The following is an 18,535-nucleotide window of genomic DNA, read 5'->3' on the forward strand; positions in this document are numbered from 1 at the left end:
ATATGTTCCCATAATTCATTCTATTGTATTGAGAATAATGTCATCTACATCAAAAAACGGTTTATAAAAGGAACTAGTATTTGAAGAAGTTCCACCTCAAACATACTCCTATGCATATAAGTATGTTTGAGGTGGATTTATTAAAGAATTTTATATATAGCATGAATGAAAATGAGATAAATAAAACAATGCTTCTCAGTATGTTCTTAAGAATTAATTGAGCAGGTCCTTGTAAAAATAAAGAAAAGACACCAAAAGGTGCCTTTCGCCGACTTAAATTAATTTTAATATTATCGATCTAAGTTTAAAAGCTATAAGAATTTTTTCTGTAGGATTTGTAAGTAGTTTTTACGAAATTATGAGTGTTTTTTATTTTGTAATTCAATAAGTTCATCTGGTAGCATTTTTGTATAATATTCTTTTTCTGTTAGTTCAAATATAAATAATGCTTTTTTCCAGTTATAAATAACATCTTCTACATTATGTTGTTTCATTTTTAATAAACACTGACCTTTTAAATAGAATAGTTCACCTAGTAAGTATAAAGTATTTAGATTAATTGCTAATTTGATACCCTTATCAATATACTTTATTGCCTCTTCATGTTGATATGTGAAGTCGAAACATTTTGCTAAATTTAACATGAGTTTTAATTTAATTTCTTTATCTCTAGGAAAATCTAATTTATTAAAATTAGTTAAACATCTTTTGAATATATTAATACTTTTTTCATATTCTTTATTTTCTGCATAAAATATAGCCATTGTTTGCATAATATCTATTTCTCTTTCTGATAAAAAATCAGAATTAGTTAAAGTCAGTTTTAATGCATTATTTAAAAAATCTAAAGCAGTTTTTATTGATTTATCCACCATAAATATAGCAATTGCTTCATGCCACATTAGAAATTGTTTCTCATCTTTTGTTTGAAAATTATTTAAGTTTTTCTCTTTTTTTACTATTTCATAAAGTTCTTTATATTGTTTTTGCTTTAAGCAATCTTTTATTACGTATTTTACGTTTTCTACATATTTTAATCTTTTGTTTTGAGTTAGTGCAAATATGTTATTCGGATCAATACCAAGTCTTTCTGATAATTGATATAACAATATACTAGATGGATAAATCATACCTTTTTCAATCTTGCTAATTTGACTTTGTGAACATATTCCATGACATAATTCGGATTGTGATATATTTTTTTTAATTCTAAGTTCTTTAATGGTAATACCCAAATCGTTAAATTCCATTTTGCCACCTACTATTTAGCACTTTATTAATATAAGAACATTCTCTAACCTTAATGTAATGTAAAATTAATATAGTTGCAATTATTGTTTTAAAGGGCTTATCGTTTCTATAAGATGGTGAGATTTTTTTATGTACAAAAAAGACACCCTAAGGTGCCTTACGCCGACTTGGACCACATTCGTTTAATATAAACCTATCTGTATTTTCACATGCTTCTCTAATTCCTCTATTTTCCATTTGATAAAATAAAATCCTAATATTACTAATAATTAAATAAATATTTCTACATATTCAAGATATTTACATAAATTACAAAAGTGATACATTTAAGTTGTAATCTATAAAAACTATTAAAGGGGGATTTATTATGTTCAAGAAATTAGTAGTAGGAGCGTTAGCAACAGGTATTGCATTAACAGGAGGAATGGGTGCAGCTTCAGCTGATACACAAAAAGCTGTGAGCTCTCCGAAGCAAGCAGCCTGCTCCATTCCTTATGAGTATTCTAATGGTAAATTCAAAAGAACTCTTTATTACTCAAATGGAGTATATGCTAATAGTTTTAATGAAAATGTTTGTGGCGGGACGATTACGTGGTATTTAAAACATGTTCAACATGGAGTTGCTTTTTACGAAGGTAATTTAAAATAGTAGATTTTTTGAACCTCATTTATTGAGGTTCTTTTATTTTTAGTTTTTAAACTGATTCTCTATAAAAAAGACACCCTAAGGTGCCTTTTTGCGATTTGATCCATTGTAATATGGTATTGAATGCCAGTCCGATTATTATTTTACTATGTTAAGTAGTTTCGATTATTGAGAAAAAATACAACTCATTGTTTGAATGCAAAAAAGCCCTAGGGGGACTAGGACTTTTTGCTAGAATGAATAAGATTTAAAAAAGGACTTATATAACGTAACATATGAATGTTTCGTAAATGTATCAAAAAAATGAACAAAATAGTTATTTTAAATAAAAAAAGCTCCGCGATAAAAGCTGCGGAGCTTCATAAGGTCGAGTTATGTCGTACTCACAAGGGATTTTAACATGAATGTTGTGGTAAAAATACCGGTAAATTTATCCTATAACCCCCCCGCTGATTAGAGTTTCACTTCATTCGAAGGAATTTATGTTTTATAAATTAGATTATGATAGTTGATATTCTCCATATTGACCAGAAAAGAACTAAAAATTCTAGTGAAATTCCAAGTGTTCGTTTCCTAGTTTTTTGAAATTCTTTTATTAAATAGCCAACAGCACTAATTGCTATAAGAATGAAAAGAATAAGTTCGAGTGTAACTGGCATTTTATCTACTCCTAATACATTAATTTGTTATATAAAGATTATAAGATATTTTTGTGATTAGTAGTGAAAAATTCAATAGAATTATCTCTAAATGGAGTAAATGTTTCAACGGACCAATCAAAGGTCAATACAACAAGTGTTATACAATATACGCATGGAGAGCCGTGGGGCTGAAGAAATATTGAAGTATAAAGAGTTGTTAGATCGAAGGATGATTAACGAAGAAGAGTTCTAAGTGAAGAAGAAGTAACTAATAAGTATATAGATGAAACGCTCAGATGAGCGTTTTTTTATTTATATATTCGCAAGTAAAATAACATAATATCACTATGAATCCTTATAACAATATGAATTTTTGCATATTTTAAAATTCAATATATCCCTCAAAAACTTTTAATTGTATAATATATTTTGTCATATTTTTAGATTTTTCGACATAAACCAACAAAAATAGAGAACGTATTGGGAGAAGACATTATGTATACAAAACTATTAAAATCAATTACATCATTATCACTGATTGGTGGTGCGTTGTTATATACAAATGGCAGTGGTGTGAAGGCTGCTGAAGTGGGTGTTTTTTCTGATGTGCCGACATCACATTGGTCATATCCTGCGATTAAAGATTTAGCGAGTAAAAATATTATTTCCGGTTATGGGAATGGGATATTTGGTTTTGGAGATGTTGCGACAAGGGAGCAAGTTGCGGCTTTAATTTATCGAGTGTTAGTACCGAATAAACAAGGCGGTTCGTTTAGTAATGATGGAACTCGTTACGTATTAAAGGATGGGTCTACGTTTAAAAATCCTTACGGTGATATTAATCAAAGTTCTACAATGTTTCCAGAAGAGGTATTAACTTTAACGAATTTAGGAGTTTTTAAAGGTGATGAAAATGGCCAATTTAGACCGAAAGCTTCTGTGAGTCGTGCGGAAATGGCACAAATTCTTACAAATGCTTTCCATCTTGCGGCAAAACAAAAACATACCTTTAAGGATGTTCCAAATCCATTTTGGGCAGAAAACGCAATTAGTGCAGTGCAGTCAAATGGAATCGCAGATGGCACAGGGAACGGGAATTTTGAACCGTATGGCACAGTAACACGTGAACAGTATGCGCAGTTTTTATATAAAACTTTAAAATATAAAAATGCCGATGTGAAAGATACAGGAGATGCTGCATTATTAACAGCGTTTAAAGAGGAAGTACAAAAGCGTATTAATACATACGAGACAAATATTACACTTCCATATAAAACGAAAAACAATAATACAAACGAAGTGATGAATACACTTTTTAACGCATATAAAGAAGTTGCAAGTAAAAATGAGTATACAAATAATAATAGATCGAATGTTTCATATGGACTTTCTGGATCACCTGGAAATTATACATTTACGCTTAAGATTACATATCGTGAAACGAAAGAACAGACGGAATATGTCATGAAACAAGCGAAAGCAATCGTTTCTTCTATTACTCAAGTTGAAATGGATGATCACGAAAAAGTGAAGGCGATTCATGATTACGTAGTAAAACATGTTTCTTATGATACGTCTTATAAAGCTTACACAGCATATGAAGCACTTGTAAATCGTTCTGCGGTTTGCCAAGGTTACGCACTATTAACGTATCAATTATTAAAAGAAGCAGGAATTGAAAATCATTTCGTGACAGGAACTGGGGACGGACAACCTCATGCTTGGAATTTAGTGAAAATCGAAAACAAATGGTATCATCTTGATACAACATTTGATGATCCGGTTCCAGATGAGCAGGGCCGCGTCACGTATTCGTATTTCAATTTATCAGATGAACAAATCGCAAGAAATCATGAGTGGAACCGCGGAGACTACCCGCAAGCTACAACGAATTATTATAGTACACTGACAAACAAAATTGCGGCAGGTAGTACGAAAACGCCTGCATATCAACAAATATTAAAAGATACAAAGTTAAACTATTTAGGAAATGAATATATCGCAAATAACTATACCGAATTAAAAAATAAAATGCAGCAACGCTATAGTGCAAAACCAGAGAAAATTGAAGTGCTATACAAGCAATCAATGAATGGTGCACTGCAAGATGTGAAAAAGGCAATTGGTGAAATCGATTATCCGCAAGGGGCAAATCGAGTTTCTTATAAAGCGGAGCCTTACAATGCGAAAGAAGGGTATTCTTTAGTAACAATTACGTTTACGTATTAAGAATGAGAAAAAGCATCTGTTTCAGATGCTTTTTTTTATTGTATTGATTCGACAAAATATGACAAGGGAAAGCGAATTGGTCTGTTATGATAATTTTTGAAATTTTACATTTTGGAGGATTAATCATGAACAAAAAGAAGATTTTCGGTGCGTTAATAGGAATTATAGCTTTATTTGTAATTATTAATGTAGTTGTTACGAAAGAGAAAACGACATCAACCAGTGAAAAAATGTACTCTGAGAAAGAATACAATAAATTAGTAGATGAACATTTTGAAGAAACGCAAAAGTTGAAAAGTGATATGAGTGTGTTAGAAACTGAAAAAAGATCTCTTGATGAGCAAGTGAAGAAGTTAAAAGATGAGTTAGCGAAAAAAGAGCTACAAGTAGCGCAGCAGCCGGTTCAACAAGAACAACCAAAGCAGGAACCACAACAACCAGCACCAGCGCAACAGCCGGAAAAGAAAGAAGAGCCAAAAACGGAACAACCTACTGGAGTATTCGAAAACCCAATGAAAAGCATAAACAAAACAGAGGCAATGAATAAAGTAAAAGAAAAGGCGAAGAAAGACTTCCAAGATGATTATATGACACAAAACTTTGTTGCGGAGGAACAATCAAAAGCATTTGATTTCTTAAACAGTATTGAAATTAAATCACAAGAAGAATTAAATGTAATGAAGAATGCATTGAAAGATTTTTCTAACGACTTTATGACCGCGAAGTTTGTTTATGAAGAGCAAATGAAGGCGAAGAATAAGCAAGGGTAAAACAAAAACGTTATCTTTTAAAAGATAGCGTTTTTGTTTTGGGTTATAAAGTTATTCCTACATTTGACATATACAGTCTGACTGTATAGAATCAAACTATACAGTTTAACTATATAGTTATCGTGACATTGGAGGTCTTTATGAATAGAGATAAAAATTTACCATTAACGGAAACAACGTATTACGTTCTTTTAGCTTTATTAGAGCCAGCTCATGGATATTTAATTATGCAAAAGGTGGAGGAACTGAGTAATCATCAAGTAAAAATCGCAGCGGGTACATTGTATGGTGCGGTTGAAAATTTATTAAAACAAGGGTTAATAGAATCAGTAAAAAGTGAAGATAAACGAAGAAAAGTGTATGTCATTACGGAACGCGGGAAAGAAGTATTGCACTTAGACTTTATGAGAATGCAGCACATTATTGAGGTTACAAAGAGTTTATTACACGTATAGTTAGGGGGAAACGATGATGTGGAGATTGAAATTCTTTTTAGACTTTGAGAAAGAGGAAAAATGGTTAGAAGAGATGGCTTGGAAAGGCTATCAACTGGAAAGCACTACATTTGGTTATACATTTAGATATACAGAACCAGAAGATGCGACGATTAAAATAGACCATAGAGTATTTAGTAGAAAAAGTGACTTTATTAATTACTGTACATTATTTGAAGATAGTGGCTGGGAGCATATAGCTGGTAATCGTTGGTCAGGTACGTACTATTTTAAAAAGGTAAATGAGGAAAGTGAAGATGACATTTTTTCAGATCCAATGTCACGAGCAGGGAAGTATAAGCGTCTATCTAAAACATTTTTAGAATTAGCGATCTGTTATTTGCCAATATTATTTTTATTTATGTATAGTAATACAATGAATTTAGGAGCTTTTGTAAATCCGAAAGAACTATACTTGACGCCAGGATTATGGGATAAGCAAGGTGTATCATTTCTACGGTCATTCTTATTTGAAACGCCATTTGCATTAATGAGAGGACTTTTTTTGACATTTATCCCCGTTGCGACATGTATGTTTTTCGTTTGCTCGTATAAAGCGAATCGATTGTATGAAGAGAGAAGATGATAGGATGGGGTCTCTTAAAGCTGATGCCTTGAGGGGCTTTTTTGAATTTAAAAATGCAACATCTGGGTTATATTGTAAAATATTTACTTTATAAACATTTGAATGTGATATAATTTTAATAATAATATTACTTAGGAGGATGATCATCATTCATACACTTTTAGGTATTATTGGAGTAATTGTTTTACTAGCTTTTGTTATCCACCCCGGCGTCCCAGACAAGCGTGTCCCTCTAAAAAATAAACTCGCAGTAATCCTTCCATTGATTGTTATAGCCGGTTTCATTTCCTTTTATATATGATTAAAGTAAGAACTTATCAAGTAGAAAGAAGTATATATATTTTTCTACCAATGTGTAGTTCCACTAGGAGGTTGCTTATAATGAAATTTCATAAATACACAGTAACGCTTATGTTTCTAGCCATCAGCTCAAGCAATGACTTTTAGGTGTCATCACTGCTATTGTCCTCTTGTTAATCGCTGCATGGACCATACAGACAACCAGCACAAATAAATTATTGTATTTCGCAATAAACAAAAATAACAGTTGGATGGGAGTCTAATACATATTATTAAAATTAAAGTGGTTCAAGTCGGAGGAAGGCACCTTAGGGTGTCTTTTCTTTATTTTGCTAATGAATAGCTTGTCCTCTTCTATATAACTCTTTAAAATGTAAAATGTGCCATCTTTGCCCTTCCCTTATGAAGGGAGGGACAGGAATGAAAAAACGTAAAAAAAAGGCGACCAAAAAGACAGAATCCCAGTCTTTCGTAAGTAATCTAGCATCGTGGACGACAGTACTGAGAAATATTCATTACTTCTTCACGCAAAGCCAGTTTGTAAAACATATAATTCAATTCATCAAAGGACAAATTGGAATGTAAAAAAGTGCTGCTATGATTAGCAACACTCAACTCAAAAACTAAAGTAGATCGAACACTGAGCTGAAAGTACTGACCATCCTTTCTTCGCACAAGACCAAAGTGATTTAGAAGCGGCAAAGATGTCAGTGTTCTATCTTCTACTAAGATTATATTTTATTTTGTCCATAATAGACCTATATATACGTTAATAAAAAAGAAATACCCCAGCGACCAACCGGGGTATTTCATGACCGATAGGAATGAAAAAACTTGGCGACCAAACCTAGCTTTTGTGTTATTCCCATAAAATTTAAAAACTAAGCAACATCTTGTTGCACTTTTATTTTATCATTATCTTTCTCTTATTGGAATACATTAGATTATTTTTTAGATAAGAGTCCAATACATATTATTAAAATTAAAGAGGTTCAAGTCGGAGGAATGAACTTTAGGGTGTCTTTTTTTCTTTCTAAAAGAGAGTTTTGCTTTCAAGAAGATACATTTTCAATGGATTACTGTCATGAGTATATAGATAAAGTCCATCAAGACATGTATGTTCATGAATATGTAAAATTACATAAAATTTCAGTGAAAAAGAGAGTATACTTTCGTATTGTGTAATAAAGATAAAGCCCGCCTACGGAAATAGGCGGGCTTTTTTTACTTATAAAGAAAAGACAACCTTTAAGGTGTCTTCCTTCGATTTGAAACATTTTACTAGGTTAAGTTTTTGTGATAATAAACTCTTTTAATTGGAATGAACCTACGCAGTACACCACTTTATTCTTAAGCATCATTCTCAACAAAAGTGAAGATTTTCATTATCTTTTTAACTACAAAGGGTAATAATTTAGAAGCTAAAAATGCAAGTATGAAAGCAATTCCCCATGTTTTTATCCATGATTTGAGAAATAAAGCTGTATATCCAACATTCATTGAAACCATGACGAAAGAGATAATGCTAGATATGCCTAAAATCATAAAGATATTAAAAATTAATGGTTCGAATTTTTTATTGATTTTCAACATTAACACCTATTTTCTATATATGCTTTGCTGCCCAATTTCACCAACATCTAATCTTACAGTTTGAAATCTAGGTTGTCCAGTTTGTTTTACTTTGGTGCAATAGCGATATTGTTTGGAATAAAGTTTCACTTTATTATTTAAGAGCGAATAAATAAAATATCCAAAAATATAGATAGAAATCCGCTTTTATACCTTTCAATAAAAGAATACTAGCATTATATATTATAAGGAATACTTGTCCTTAATTGTAAATGAAAGGGGGGAATTGGTATGAGTTATGGCTATGGTCACCCTCCCAAAAAATGCTTTGAACATCATAATGAAACTTTATCAACGGGTGTATTACGTAGACATTCCGCTACGTTATTTCTTACTGTTGAAGCTATGAATGTTGATCCAGATGATACTCGTAGAGTAACAGTTGAAATGTTTGATTGGTCATCGGGTTCTCCGGTATTGTTACCATTAATAGACCCTTCAACACAAACATTGCCACCTAATCGATATGTTACTTTTCGTTCAGCAGCTCTTCCTCCAGCACTCTTTGCTTATGAAGTAAGAATCATTCGTCCGAAAGATAGAGATGTTGTTACAAATGTTTTTGGTCTTAGTGCAATCGTATTTAACCCACAAGAAGGAAATAATGTTTTACAACATGATTTAGCAAAATTAGACCTTAAATAGATTTTATAAAGGTCTATTTATTGAGCATGATTAAACAAAAGAGTAGGGTGTAATCCTACTCTTTTTTTAACGTTAACTAGAATTTTAAAAGAAATCCTTCATCATTTTAGCATCTTTAATATTTACTATCACACCTTCTACCTTATCTTTCTTCTCATCTTTAGCAATTGTAATTTGTTCCTTATTATCAACCCAAACAAGAAACTCTTCTTTGGAGTCATCTTTATATGTAACGGTAATAGTAGAATGTGCAGATTCTCTCTTTTTTTGATCTAAAGTAATTGTTGTAGGTGTTCCATTTTGAACTGCTGAAACGATAGATTGTATCATTTCTTCGTTATCTGTTTGAGATTTGGAAGTAGTATGATTTGTTGTTTTCAGTATTTCAATGTCTGTAATATTTGCGGAGTTTAATTGAAAGGTATTTTGTGTATGTTCTTGCTTAGCTTGTGAAGCTTTATCTGTAGCTGAGGTGCTTGTACAGCCTATTAAAGTGAAAGATAGAGCGGTTAGAGCGCATATAGATATGATTTTTTTCATAGTATCCCTCCTTAAGTTTAATTATAACAATTTTCTGTTAATTTAGGTAGTTATTGTAAGGTGGGTGAGGTGTGTTGAAGTGGTAAATCACGCTATTCTTTCTCTATCAAAAACAAAATTTAGATATTTTTTTAGATTTTATGTTTAACATTTCGAGAATAGGTGTACTACATATAATATAACAAATAATTCATTTTAAAGGAGGAAGTTAAAGATGGAAACGAAGTATAGTAAACCTTTTGTATATGAATTTATTACGGAGAAAGAGGTCATGAATGCGGCGAATGATCTAGTGAAGAAAGGGATAGACCAAAAAGATATTTACGTATTAACACACGAGAAAGAAAGGACAGATAGAATCGCAGACAATGCAGACTTGAATACAATTGGTATACAAGAGGAGGGACTTGGGACAAGTATTATTAACGTCTTTCAAAAAACGGGAGATCAGTTAAGAAATAAGATGCAGGAGTTAGGGCTTAATGAGGAAGAAGCGAACTTCTACGAAGAAAAGCTAGATGAAGGAAAAATCTTGTTATTCGTTAAAGATTTAGAGAGAGTCGGTGAATGGTTACAAGAAAGAAGATGCATGTATTCTATTTAAATTTGTATTCTGTAAATCTATAAATCTATTACGAAAAGGAGATGGGAAATATGAGTGAGAACGGACTAAAAGAACAAATTACGGGTAAAGTGGAAAAGACAAAGGGACAAGTAAAAGAAGGAATTGGTGAGGTTACAGAAGATAGAAAGTTGAAAAATGAAGGGAAGTGGGACAAGACGAAGGGAACGATAAAAGAAAAAGTCGGAAAAGTGAAACAAAAGATAAGTGATGGGTTGGATAATAAAGAATAATACATGTTTATCAAGCTTTGGTTACATACCAAAGCTTGATAAATACAATATAAAACGAATATAGGAGGGTTAATTGTGGGACTTATTATTACGTGTATTGTAGGTGGACTTATTGGTGCGTTAGCTGGAATGATTACGGGAAAAGACTTTCCTTTAGGTATAGTTGGTAATGTAATTGCCGGATTAATCGGATCTTGGGTAGGTAGTGCATTATTTGGTCATTGGGGTCCTGAATGGGGAGGCATCTTTGTTCTTCCAGCGTTATTAGGTGCAATCGTCTTTATTTTAATCGTAACATTTTTCTCTAGAATGCTGCGGAAAGCGTAAGTATGATCATGAATAGTAATCTTAAGTTTTTTATATATAGCTATAAGGTTAATAGAGTGATAAATATACATAAAAAAGCATCCAATTAAACTAATTTGGATGCTTTTTTAATGTAATCTACATAGGAATGAGTGGAGGATGAAGAACCCCCACTCATTGAAATTACAATTTCTATTATGTATTAAACCATCGTTACTTTTTTACAATTATTTATTCTTACGACCTGCCTTGGTTCTATATGAGATAAGTCCTCGTTATTACCTATATCCACTACAATTGTATTCGTTAGTATATTAATAATGGAACCAACTAATTTTGTAGCATGATCGTGTCGATAAGAAAATTGAACAAAATCTCCCTTTTTAAAGCTGTGCTCTTCCATAGATAGATCCCCCTAAAAATAATGTTTATACATTATATATACACAAATTTATAAGGTTTAAACATTTGGTAGTATTTTTTACGTGTTAAGCCGAGAAAGCTGTAGAAAATTTATTTATAATAAAAATAAAAAAATATGTTTAAAACTAATTTTTATGGGTAATTAACATAGTAGTAGTTCGAGATAAGGGGGCGGAAATGATGAATTTGGCAATAAATATTTTGCAAAATGATGTAGGTTATACGGTACAACTTAATGGTGAAATTGATGCATATACGGCATCAGATTTAAAAAATAAGATTATGCCTATTACAAGCGAAAAAGAGGTTCATATTGTAGTAGATTTTCATAACGTAGATTATATGGATAGCACCGGTTTAGGTGTTTTTATAGCGCTATTAAAAGCGGTTAAGAAAAATGATGGAAAACTAGAGTTTATTGGTGTATCTAAAAGGTTAAAAAGATTATTTGATATTACAGGGTTAACAGAAATATTAAATTTGAATTCCGATTTTGAAAAAGTAGAAAGAAGGTGACTAGGGATGATGGAGAGATTTGAAAAGATAGAAATGAAAATTCCTGCAAAGGCAGAATATGTGGCTATTATTCGTTTAACAATGGCTGGTGTTGCGAATCGAATGGGCTTTGCTTATGACGATATAGAAGATATGAAAATTGCTATTAGTGAAGCATGTACAAATATTGTACAACATGCATATAAAGAAGACGTTGGAGAAATTGCAATTGTCTTTGGACTATATGAAAATCGATTAGAAATTATGGTTGCGGATAATGGGGTTAGCTTTGATTTTAATAACTTAAAAAGGAAAGTTGGTCCGTATGATATTAGTAAACCAGTAGAACATTTGCCGGAAAATGGTTTAGGTTTATATTTAATTAATACGTTAATGGATGATATACAAATCATGCATGATGAGGGCATGACAGTTTTAATGACAAAATATATACAAAGAGAGCAGGTGGAGAATGATGGAAATCCAATCTCAACCTACGAATCTTACTAAAGAAGACGTTATTAAACTAATTGCAGACTTCCAACAAAACCAATGTGATGAAGCGCAGGAAAGGTTAGTTGAGCATTATAAAAATCTTGTCTATTCCATTGCATATCGCTATTCAAAAGGCGGACCGATGCATGAGGATATTATACAAGTAGGCATGTTAGGGCTCTTAGGCGCAATAAGAAGGTATGATTATTCGATAGGGAATGCCTTTGAGCCTTTTGCAATACCTACAATAGTAGGCGAAATAAAGAAGTATTTACGTGATAAAACTTGGGGCATTCACGTTCCAAGGCGAATTAAAGATTTAGGCGGAAAAATTAAACTTGCGATAGAGGAGTTAACAGATCATCTGCAACGTTCACCGAAGATAATAGAAATTGCAAATCATTTAGGACTATCGGAAGAGGAAGTTCTAGAGATTATGGATGCGAAAAATAATTATCGAGTATCTTCCTTAGATGATGTAGTTGAAAATTCATCTGATGGAAGTTCGGTAGCGAGAATTGAATCTGTAGGTGAAGTAGAGCAAGGATATGAAGAGACAGAAAGGCGTCTCGTTTTAAAGGATATTTTTAACGTATTAAATGATACGGAAAAGAGTGTTATTCATTATATATTTAGAGAAAATTTAAATCAAAAAGATACAGGGGAACGGTTAGGTATTTCACAAATGCACGTTTCTCGTATTAAAAGACAAGCGATAAGTAAATTGAAGCAAGCCGCATTTTTAGATACATAAAAAATTTAAAATAATGATGTTTAAAACATGAGAAAAGGGTACTTATTAAGTATAGGAGGAGATATGAAAATGTCACACGATGTGAAAGAACTAATCGAAGGATTGAATGAAGATTTAGCAGGAGAATACTCAGCAATTATTATGTATAACCATAATGCAGCTACAGTTTCTGGTATATATAGACAAGTGTTAAAACCTTTCTTTGAATCTGAAATTAGTGATGAACAAGGACATGCCCTATATTTAGCGGAGAAAATTAAGACGCTAGGTGGTACCCCCACTACGATCCCTTTACCAGTGAAACAAGTAGAAGATGTTAGAGAAATGTTAGAATCCGCTAGACAATCAGAATATGAAACAATTAAGCGTTATGAAACGAGAAAAGAACAGGCAGCGAAATTAAATATGACAGAGTTAGTTGTAAAACTAGAAGATATGATTGCCGATGAAACAAATCATATGGAAGAATTAGATCGTCTTTTAAATGATAAAGCAATGGTGTTAAATTAAAAGTAGAAATTTATAGAGTGAAAGAACAAATTCCTATTTCTAGGGGTTTGTTCTTTTGTTGTATAAATATGTTTGAGTAAGAAATTTTCATTTTGTAACTGAGTATGTAATACTAGAAAAATAGAAAATGATAATAGATTTACATTTTAAATAAGAAAAGGGGAAATAACTTGTGTCCATTTTAATTGTTGATGATAATCCGGTTAACATATTTGTAATTGAGAAGATTTTAAAACAAGCCGGATATCATGATCTTGTATCACTCAATTCTGCACAAGAGCTCTTCGAATACATACATTTTGGAAAAGATTCTTCCAGGCATAATGAAATTGATTTAATATTATTAGATATTATGATGCCTGAAATTGATGGACTTGAAGTTTGTAGACGATTACAAAAAGAGGAGAAGTTTAAAGATATCCCTATTATTTTTGTTACAGCTTTAGAGGATGCAAATAAATTGGCCGAAGCTCTTGATATGGGGGCAATGGATTATATTACGAAACCTATAAATAAAGTTGAACTATTAGCACGTATGCGTGTAGCGTTACGCTTGAAATCAGAATTAAATTGGCATAAAGAACAAGAAGAAAATCTTCGGAATGAACTAGATTTAGCTACGCAAGTACAAAGAAACTTATTAAGTAGCCCATTAAGAGAAGATCATATAAAAATTGAAGCAAGTTACTTACCTTCATTTAAACTAGCTGGAGATATGTATTATTGGTATAAAATCGATGGAAATCGCTACGGTATTATATTATTAGATGTGATGGGACATGGTGTATCTGCTTCATTAGTTTGTATGTTTATTTCGTCTGTATTACGTGAAACAATTAAATGTTTAATTGATCCAGAACTCGTTATTAAAGAATTAAATAAATATATGACCCTTTTACATAATGAAAATGACAATATTCCTTATTATTTTACGGCGATATACTTAGTTGTTAATACAGAAGATAGAACAGTTGAATATGTAAATGCAGGGCATCCTTCTGGATATGTTTTAGTTGATGAAACAAATGTAGTTGAACTAGATCGCGGGAGTTGTGCCGTAGGATTTTTTGATGAAATAAAAGTTAAAAAGACAGTTATACCTTTTGAGAAGAACGCTCAAATATTATTATTTACAGATGGTGTTCTTGAAGCAATTGCAAATGATGAATTTGAGGCTGAAGAGAAATTACGTACTTTTACAGAAAGAAAATGGGGAGATTTAGAAGGCGAGATAGAAGGGTTTTACAAGGAAGAACAAAAGAAAGCGCAATCAGATGATATGTGTCTCATTATGATACAAACGAATGCGAAATAAAAAGCGTATGAAATCCAAACAGAGGATTTCATACGCTTTTTATTGTATTTTTTGATAAATTTGTTCGCTAGGATTAAATTGGGTATAATGCGGCATTATATTTGAAAAACGAAGAGTTTCTTTATTTCCTAAACATAGAAATCCATTGTGACTTAAGCTTTCATAAAATAGTTGCTGCACTTGATTTTGAAGTTTACTTGTAAAGTAAATTAAAACGTTACGACAAAGTATAATATGAAACTCGTTAAAAGATTGATCGGTTACTAAATTATGCTGTGCAAAAATAATGTTTTGTAAAAGTGATGGATTAAAATAAGCAAAACGATTATCTGTTGAATAATAGTTAGAAAATGCTTGTGTACCGCCAGCTTGTAAATAGTTTTTCGTATAAGTTTGCATTTTGTTTAACGGAAGAATGCCTTGTTTTGCTTTTTCTAACACATTTGTATTCATATCTGTTGCGTAAATAACCGACTTTTCACTTAATCCTTCTTCGTGAAGTAAGATGGACATTGATAATACTTCTTCACCAGTTGCGCATCCAGCATGCCAAATTCTAATTTCAGGTTGCTTTTTCAATTCAGGAATAACATGCTCTCTAAGCGCTTTAAAAAAGGCAGGGTTACGGAACATCTCAGTTACATTAATCGAGAAATCATTTAATAACTGTTCTAAAACCCCTTCCTCGTGAATTACTTTTTCAATTAATTTTGAAATGGTTGGGATATTAGAGAGCTGCATTCGATTACAAATCCTTCTATAAATAGATGTGCGAGCATATTGACGAAAATCAAATCCTGATAGTTTAAATACCGCTTCCAATAGTAATTCAATTTCTAAGTTCGTGCGCTCATCCGTATCTACTGATGGATCAAAATTATAATACTTATTTTCCACTCCAACTAAACCTCACTTATTTTATTAACCATACACTCATTACCGAATAGAGTTGATGTAGATTTAATGGTTTACTTATATAATCTGAAGCGCCAGCAGATAAACATTTTTCCTTATCATTTGGCATTGCTTTAGCAGTTAATGCGATAATAGGTATTTCATTTAGCCCTAAGTTCATTCGGATATTTTCCATCGTTTCATAACCGTCCATATTCGGCATCATAATATCCATTAAAATAAGGTCAATATTTGTATTGCTTTTTAGTATTTCTAAACACTCTATGCCGTTTTGGGCAGTAATAATGTTGGCATTTTGTTTTTTTAATGCATTTTGTAACGCAAATATATTTCGATGATCATCATCGACAATTAAAATGTTTTTCTCTTGGAAGACGTTATTTGTTTCTGGAGTAACGATAGTTTCTTCAACAACTTTAGCAGGAATAACATCTTCTATCGTTGCTGCGACTTCTAAATTGGATAACTGTATATCATGTAATCCATTTGGAAGGTTAGGAATATATACGGTGAAAGTACTACCTTCTCCTACATTACTCTCTAACGTAATCCAACCACCTAATAATCTCGCAAACTCTTTACAAATAGATAAACCTAATCCTGTACCACCATACTTTCGAATCGTTGCTCCATCTGCCTGTTGAAAGGCTTCGAAAATAAGTTGATGCTGTTCTTTAGCGATACCAATACCAGTATCTTTTACTGAAATTGTAATCCAATCTTTACTGATAGACTGCATATCATGACTTAAATTGGTTGTTTCTATCGAATCAAAATGTAAAGAAACGGATCCTTTTTCTGTGAATTTAAATGCATTGGATAATAAGTTTTTAATAATTTGCTCAATCCGTTTTGCATCTGTATAAAACAGATCAGGAATCGTATCACTGTCCTCAATAGTAAATTCGACATTTTTTTGTGCAGCTATATGTAAAAAGTTTTGATGCATATTGGCTGCCATGTCACTTATGTTCGTTGCCTCAAAAATGATGTCTAGTTTGCCTGCTTCTACTTTAGATAAATCTAGTATGTCATTAATTAAAGTAAGTAAGTCTTTCCCTGATGAATGAATGACAGTTGCTAATTCAATCTCATCGTCGGATAAATTGTTATCATGATTTTCTCTTAACATTTCAGATAATAGTAAAATACTATTTAATGGTGTGCGTAATTCATGTGACATATTTGCTAGGAACTCAGATTTGTATTTTGAGCTGCGTAACAACTCGCTTGCTTTTTCTTCTAATTCTAATTTAGTAATTTGTAAGTCAGCTGTCTTCTGCTCAGCCTCTTCAGTTCTAGACTCTAATTGTTCATTCGTTGTTCGTAATTCTTCGGCTTGCATTTGTAGTTCTTCCGCTTGTGTTTGCAATTCTTCTGATTGAACTTGCAACTCTTCTGTCATTGCTTGTGATTCATGTAAAAGAGTTTGAATTCGCATACGTCCCATAATACTATGGATTGTTAAACCTAAATTATCAACAGTTTGGTGAATTAAATCTTGATGTAAATCTGAAATCTCAGTTACACTTACTAACTCCATTACTGCAATCACTTCATCTTCAAATAAGACAGGGATGACTAGTATATTTTTAGGACGTATTTCTAATAATCCAGTAGTAACGTAACGAAACTCTTCAGGTATGTCCCTCAGAATAAAACTTTTCTTTTCTAAAGCAGACTGTCCAATGAAACCTTCACCCATTTTAATGGATTGTTTTCCAACATCAGCACCTTGATCGGCGAAAGAAGCTTTTTTCACATAGTAGACAGTTTCTTCATATTCTTCACGTACATAAAATGCACCGCAAGAAGTTTGCGTTTTTTGTATGATGCCACTAAGAATTTTTTTACCTAACATCTCAATAGAAGATACACCTTGATACATTAAAATTAATTCTGCAAGCTCAGTTTGTAACCACTCTCTTTTTGATATTTCGTCTAGTAGGTGATTTGTTGTATGAGCAAGATCTTTTATTTCATCATGTGTATTTACATGAATTCTTTCCGTAATTTTTTCTTTAGAAGAAATGGATTTAATAGCTTGAATTACATTTTTAATCGTTTTTGTAATGGCATTCGAAATATAGAGTGAAACGATAATAGAAATACAAGAAAGTAAGAACAATAAACTGTATAACCAAATCTCTAATTTATTATTTTCAGTATCTAATTGTGCAGCTCTTTTTTTCGTTAGTTGCTCCTCAGTGTTACGGAAGTTAGTTAGCTGTGATTGTAATGACTGAATTTGAGTCGTGTCGATTGTTTGTACATTATTACTATTATTATTTGCAATGAGTGGGTGAATCTCTTTATTAATCCAACTAGTAATGTTTTCGTTAATCTGTTTTAATTTTTCTTGCTGAGAGGGATTATCCTCTAATAAAGCAAAAAGATCTTGATAATGTTTTTCGTAATCCTTTTCCGCAGAGTTAAGGGATTGCACGTAAGTAGGGTTATTAGAAATGATAAACCCTTTCGCTTTATTTTCAATTGTTAGTAACTCTTTCTCCACTTGATTCGTTAAATTGAGAACTTTAAAATCGTGATCAATAATAAAATTACGAGATTTTTGTAAGCTGGAAATCTCATTGTTTAACATAATGAAAGAAACAAGTAAGAACAAAATGATAACTAAATAACCAGCCATAATTTTGTAGCGAATACTAAATTTTGCTTTCGAGTTCATTAAAAATTCCTACCTTCAAGGTTATTAAAACTTTTCTATTTTAA

Annotated in this window: 21 protein-coding genes; 15 read left to right on the plus strand and 6 right to left on the minus strand. The window is 31.8% G+C overall.

What is annotated here, in order from left to right:
- Positions 1 to 356: 356 nt before the first annotated feature.
- Positions 357 to 1,250 (minus strand): helix-turn-helix domain-containing protein, encoded by an 894-nt coding sequence (locus C3Y97_RS05100; RefSeq protein WP_000395468.1) that lies wholly within the window; start codon positions 1,248 to 1,250, stop codon positions 357 to 359.
- A 368-nt stretch (positions 1,251 to 1,618) separates the two neighbouring features.
- On the opposite strand from C3Y97_RS05100, the gene C3Y97_RS05105 reads away from it, so the two are divergent.
- From C3Y97_RS05105 to C3Y97_RS27730, 6 genes are all read left to right on the plus strand, one after another.
- Complete coding sequence (locus C3Y97_RS05105) at positions 1,619 to 1,900, plus strand: hypothetical protein (RefSeq protein ID WP_000473820.1); 282 nt, start codon at positions 1,619 to 1,621, stop codon at positions 1,898 to 1,900.
- 1,133 nt (positions 1,901 to 3,033) lie between these two features.
- Positions 3,034 to 4,767, plus strand: a complete 1,734-nt coding sequence (locus C3Y97_RS05110) for an S-layer homology domain-containing protein (protein WP_136363143.1) — start codon at positions 3,034 to 3,036, stop codon at positions 4,765 to 4,767.
- 125 nt (positions 4,768 to 4,892) lie between these two features.
- Entirely contained in the window at positions 4,893 to 5,537 is a 645-nt protein-coding gene (locus C3Y97_RS05115; protein WP_001035207.1) for a hypothetical protein, read from the plus strand.
- Between the two features lie 140 nt (positions 5,538 to 5,677).
- On the plus strand, positions 5,678 to 5,992 hold the full coding sequence (locus C3Y97_RS05120; RefSeq protein WP_001078066.1) for a PadR family transcriptional regulator: 315 nt from the start codon (positions 5,678 to 5,680) through the stop codon (positions 5,990 to 5,992).
- Positions 5,993 to 6,005: 13 nt separating this feature from the next.
- Entirely contained in the window at positions 6,006 to 6,617 is a 612-nt protein-coding gene (locus C3Y97_RS05125; protein WP_136363145.1) for a DUF2812 domain-containing protein, read from the plus strand.
- Positions 6,618 to 7,337: 720 nt separating this feature from the next.
- On the plus strand, positions 7,338 to 7,502 hold the full coding sequence (locus tag C3Y97_RS27730; protein WP_167913532.1) for a hypothetical protein: 165 nt from the start codon (positions 7,338 to 7,340) through the stop codon (positions 7,500 to 7,502).
- 765 nt (positions 7,503 to 8,267) lie between these two features.
- Here the strand turns inward: C3Y97_RS27730 and C3Y97_RS05130 are convergent.
- Positions 8,268 to 8,507 carry a DUF2798 domain-containing protein gene (locus C3Y97_RS05130; RefSeq protein ID WP_000700223.1) on the minus strand — a complete coding sequence of 80 codons (240 nt, stop codon included), beginning with the start codon at positions 8,505 to 8,507 and terminating at the stop codon, positions 8,268 to 8,270.
- A gap of 273 nt (positions 8,508 to 8,780) precedes the next feature.
- Between C3Y97_RS05130 and C3Y97_RS05135 the strand changes: the two genes are divergently transcribed.
- Entirely contained in the window at positions 8,781 to 9,194 is a 414-nt protein-coding gene (locus C3Y97_RS05135; RefSeq protein WP_000120217.1) for a hypothetical protein, read from the plus strand.
- 84 nt (positions 9,195 to 9,278) lie between these two features.
- Here C3Y97_RS05135 and C3Y97_RS05140 read toward each other — a convergent pair whose 3' ends face one another.
- Complete coding sequence (locus tag C3Y97_RS05140; protein ID WP_000720848.1) at positions 9,279 to 9,734, minus strand: hypothetical protein; 456 nt, start codon at positions 9,732 to 9,734, stop codon at positions 9,279 to 9,281.
- Positions 9,735 to 9,948: 214 nt separating this feature from the next.
- Here C3Y97_RS05140 and C3Y97_RS05145 point away from each other — a divergent pair, with 214 nt between their 5' ends.
- The 3 genes from C3Y97_RS05145 to C3Y97_RS05155 all read left to right on the plus strand — a co-directional run bounded on the left by C3Y97_RS05145 (position 9,949) and on the right by C3Y97_RS05155 (position 10,916).
- Complete coding sequence (locus C3Y97_RS05145) at positions 9,949 to 10,338, plus strand: YflT domain-containing protein (RefSeq protein WP_000448804.1); 390 nt, start codon at positions 9,949 to 9,951, stop codon at positions 10,336 to 10,338.
- 50 nt (positions 10,339 to 10,388) lie between these two features.
- On the plus strand, positions 10,389 to 10,589 hold the full coding sequence (locus C3Y97_RS05150) for a CsbD family protein (RefSeq protein WP_001293465.1): 201 nt from the start codon (positions 10,389 to 10,391) through the stop codon (positions 10,587 to 10,589).
- Positions 10,590 to 10,664: 75 nt separating this feature from the next.
- Positions 10,665 to 10,916 (plus strand): GlsB/YeaQ/YmgE family stress response membrane protein, encoded by a 252-nt coding sequence (locus tag C3Y97_RS05155; protein WP_000522903.1) that lies wholly within the window; start codon positions 10,665 to 10,667, stop codon positions 10,914 to 10,916.
- 181 nt (positions 10,917 to 11,097) lie between these two features.
- Here C3Y97_RS05155 and C3Y97_RS05160 read toward each other — a convergent pair whose 3' ends face one another.
- Positions 11,098 to 11,298: a hypothetical protein gene (locus tag C3Y97_RS05160; RefSeq protein WP_000391018.1), complete on the minus strand. Its 201-nt coding sequence runs from the start codon at positions 11,296 to 11,298 to the stop codon at positions 11,098 to 11,100.
- A 197-nt stretch (positions 11,299 to 11,495) separates the two neighbouring features.
- On the opposite strand from C3Y97_RS05160, the gene rsbV reads away from it, so the two are divergent.
- The 5 genes from rsbV to C3Y97_RS05185 all read left to right on the plus strand — a co-directional run bounded on the left by rsbV (position 11,496) and on the right by C3Y97_RS05185 (position 14,887).
- Complete coding sequence (gene rsbV, locus C3Y97_RS05165) at positions 11,496 to 11,834, plus strand: anti sigma b factor antagonist RsbV (RefSeq protein ID WP_002040740.1); 339 nt, start codon at positions 11,496 to 11,498, stop codon at positions 11,832 to 11,834.
- A gap of 6 nt (positions 11,835 to 11,840) precedes the next feature.
- Positions 11,841 to 12,323 (plus strand): anti-sigma B factor RsbW, encoded by a 483-nt coding sequence (gene rsbW, locus C3Y97_RS05170; RefSeq protein WP_000970576.1) that lies wholly within the window; start codon positions 11,841 to 11,843, stop codon positions 12,321 to 12,323.
- Positions 12,286 to 13,062, plus strand: coding sequence for an RNA polymerase sigma factor SigB (gene sigB, locus C3Y97_RS05175; protein ID WP_033665951.1), 777 nt, complete (start codon positions 12,286 to 12,288; stop codon positions 13,060 to 13,062). Before rsbW ends, sigB begins: the two co-directional genes overlap by 38 nt.
- Positions 13,063 to 13,131: 69 nt before the next feature.
- The gene (locus C3Y97_RS05180) at positions 13,132 to 13,572 is read left to right on the plus strand and encodes a ferritin-like domain-containing protein (protein ID WP_000017755.1); all 441 of its coding nucleotides are present in this window, start codon (positions 13,132 to 13,134) and stop codon (positions 13,570 to 13,572) included.
- 172 nt (positions 13,573 to 13,744) lie between these two features.
- A complete protein-coding gene (locus C3Y97_RS05185) occupies positions 13,745 to 14,887 on the plus strand; it encodes a fused response regulator/phosphatase (protein WP_119683056.1) in 1,143 nt (380 codons plus the stop codon).
- A gap of 39 nt (positions 14,888 to 14,926) precedes the next feature.
- On the opposite strand, the gene C3Y97_RS05190 is transcribed toward C3Y97_RS05185, so the two are convergent.
- Both C3Y97_RS05190 and C3Y97_RS05195 read right to left on the minus strand, forming a co-directional pair.
- The gene (locus C3Y97_RS05190) at positions 14,927 to 15,784 is read right to left on the minus strand and encodes a CheR family methyltransferase (protein ID WP_000429046.1); all 858 of its coding nucleotides are present in this window, start codon (positions 15,782 to 15,784) and stop codon (positions 14,927 to 14,929) included.
- 16 nt (positions 15,785 to 15,800) lie between these two features.
- On the minus strand, positions 15,801 to 18,491 hold the full coding sequence (locus C3Y97_RS05195; protein WP_001084969.1) for an ATP-binding protein: 2,691 nt from the start codon (positions 18,489 to 18,491) through the stop codon (positions 15,801 to 15,803).
- Positions 18,492 to 18,535 lie beyond the last annotated feature (44 nt).

The sequence above is a fragment of the Bacillus sp. DU-106 genome (assembly GCF_004799705.1).
Lineage (GTDB): Bacteria > Bacillota > Bacilli > Bacillales > Bacillaceae_G > Bacillus_A > Bacillus_A cereus.

Coding starts and splice junctions, on each gene's coding strand:
- C3Y97_RS27730 (WP_167913532.1), top strand. CDS start 7,338: ATGAAAAAACGTAAAAAAAAGGCGACCAAAAAGACAGAATCCCAGTCT.
- sigB (WP_033665951.1), top strand. CDS start 12,286: ATGATGGAAATCCAATCTCAACCTACGAATCTTACTAAAGAAGACGTT.
- C3Y97_RS05125 (WP_136363145.1), top strand. CDS start 6,006: ATGATGTGGAGATTGAAATTCTTTTTAGACTTTGAGAAAGAGGAAAAA.
- C3Y97_RS05180 (WP_000017755.1), top strand. CDS start 13,132: ATGTCACACGATGTGAAAGAACTAATCGAAGGATTGAATGAAGATTTA.
- C3Y97_RS05145 (WP_000448804.1), top strand. CDS start 9,949: ATGGAAACGAAGTATAGTAAACCTTTTGTATATGAATTTATTACGGAG.
- rsbV (WP_002040740.1), top strand. CDS start 11,496: ATGATGAATTTGGCAATAAATATTTTGCAAAATGATGTAGGTTATACG.
- C3Y97_RS05160 (WP_000391018.1), bottom strand. CDS start 11,298: ATGGAAGAGCACAGCTTTAAAAAGGGAGATTTTGTTCAATTTTCTTAT.
- C3Y97_RS05120 (WP_001078066.1), top strand. CDS start 5,678: ATGAATAGAGATAAAAATTTACCATTAACGGAAACAACGTATTACGTT.
- C3Y97_RS05195 (WP_001084969.1), bottom strand. CDS start 18,491: ATGAACTCGAAAGCAAAATTTAGTATTCGCTACAAAATTATGGCTGGT.
- C3Y97_RS05135 (WP_000120217.1), top strand. CDS start 8,781: ATGAGTTATGGCTATGGTCACCCTCCCAAAAAATGCTTTGAACATCAT.
- C3Y97_RS05110 (WP_136363143.1), top strand. CDS start 3,034: ATGTATACAAAACTATTAAAATCAATTACATCATTATCACTGATTGGT.
- C3Y97_RS05115 (WP_001035207.1), top strand. CDS start 4,893: ATGAACAAAAAGAAGATTTTCGGTGCGTTAATAGGAATTATAGCTTTA.
- rsbW (WP_000970576.1), top strand. CDS start 11,841: ATGATGGAGAGATTTGAAAAGATAGAAATGAAAATTCCTGCAAAGGCA.
- C3Y97_RS05100 (WP_000395468.1), bottom strand. CDS start 1,250: ATGGAATTTAACGATTTGGGTATTACCATTAAAGAACTTAGAATTAAA.
- C3Y97_RS05150 (WP_001293465.1), top strand. CDS start 10,389: ATGAGTGAGAACGGACTAAAAGAACAAATTACGGGTAAAGTGGAAAAG.
- C3Y97_RS05105 (WP_000473820.1), top strand. CDS start 1,619: ATGTTCAAGAAATTAGTAGTAGGAGCGTTAGCAACAGGTATTGCATTA.
- C3Y97_RS05140 (WP_000720848.1), bottom strand. CDS start 9,734: ATGAAAAAAATCATATCTATATGCGCTCTAACCGCTCTATCTTTCACT.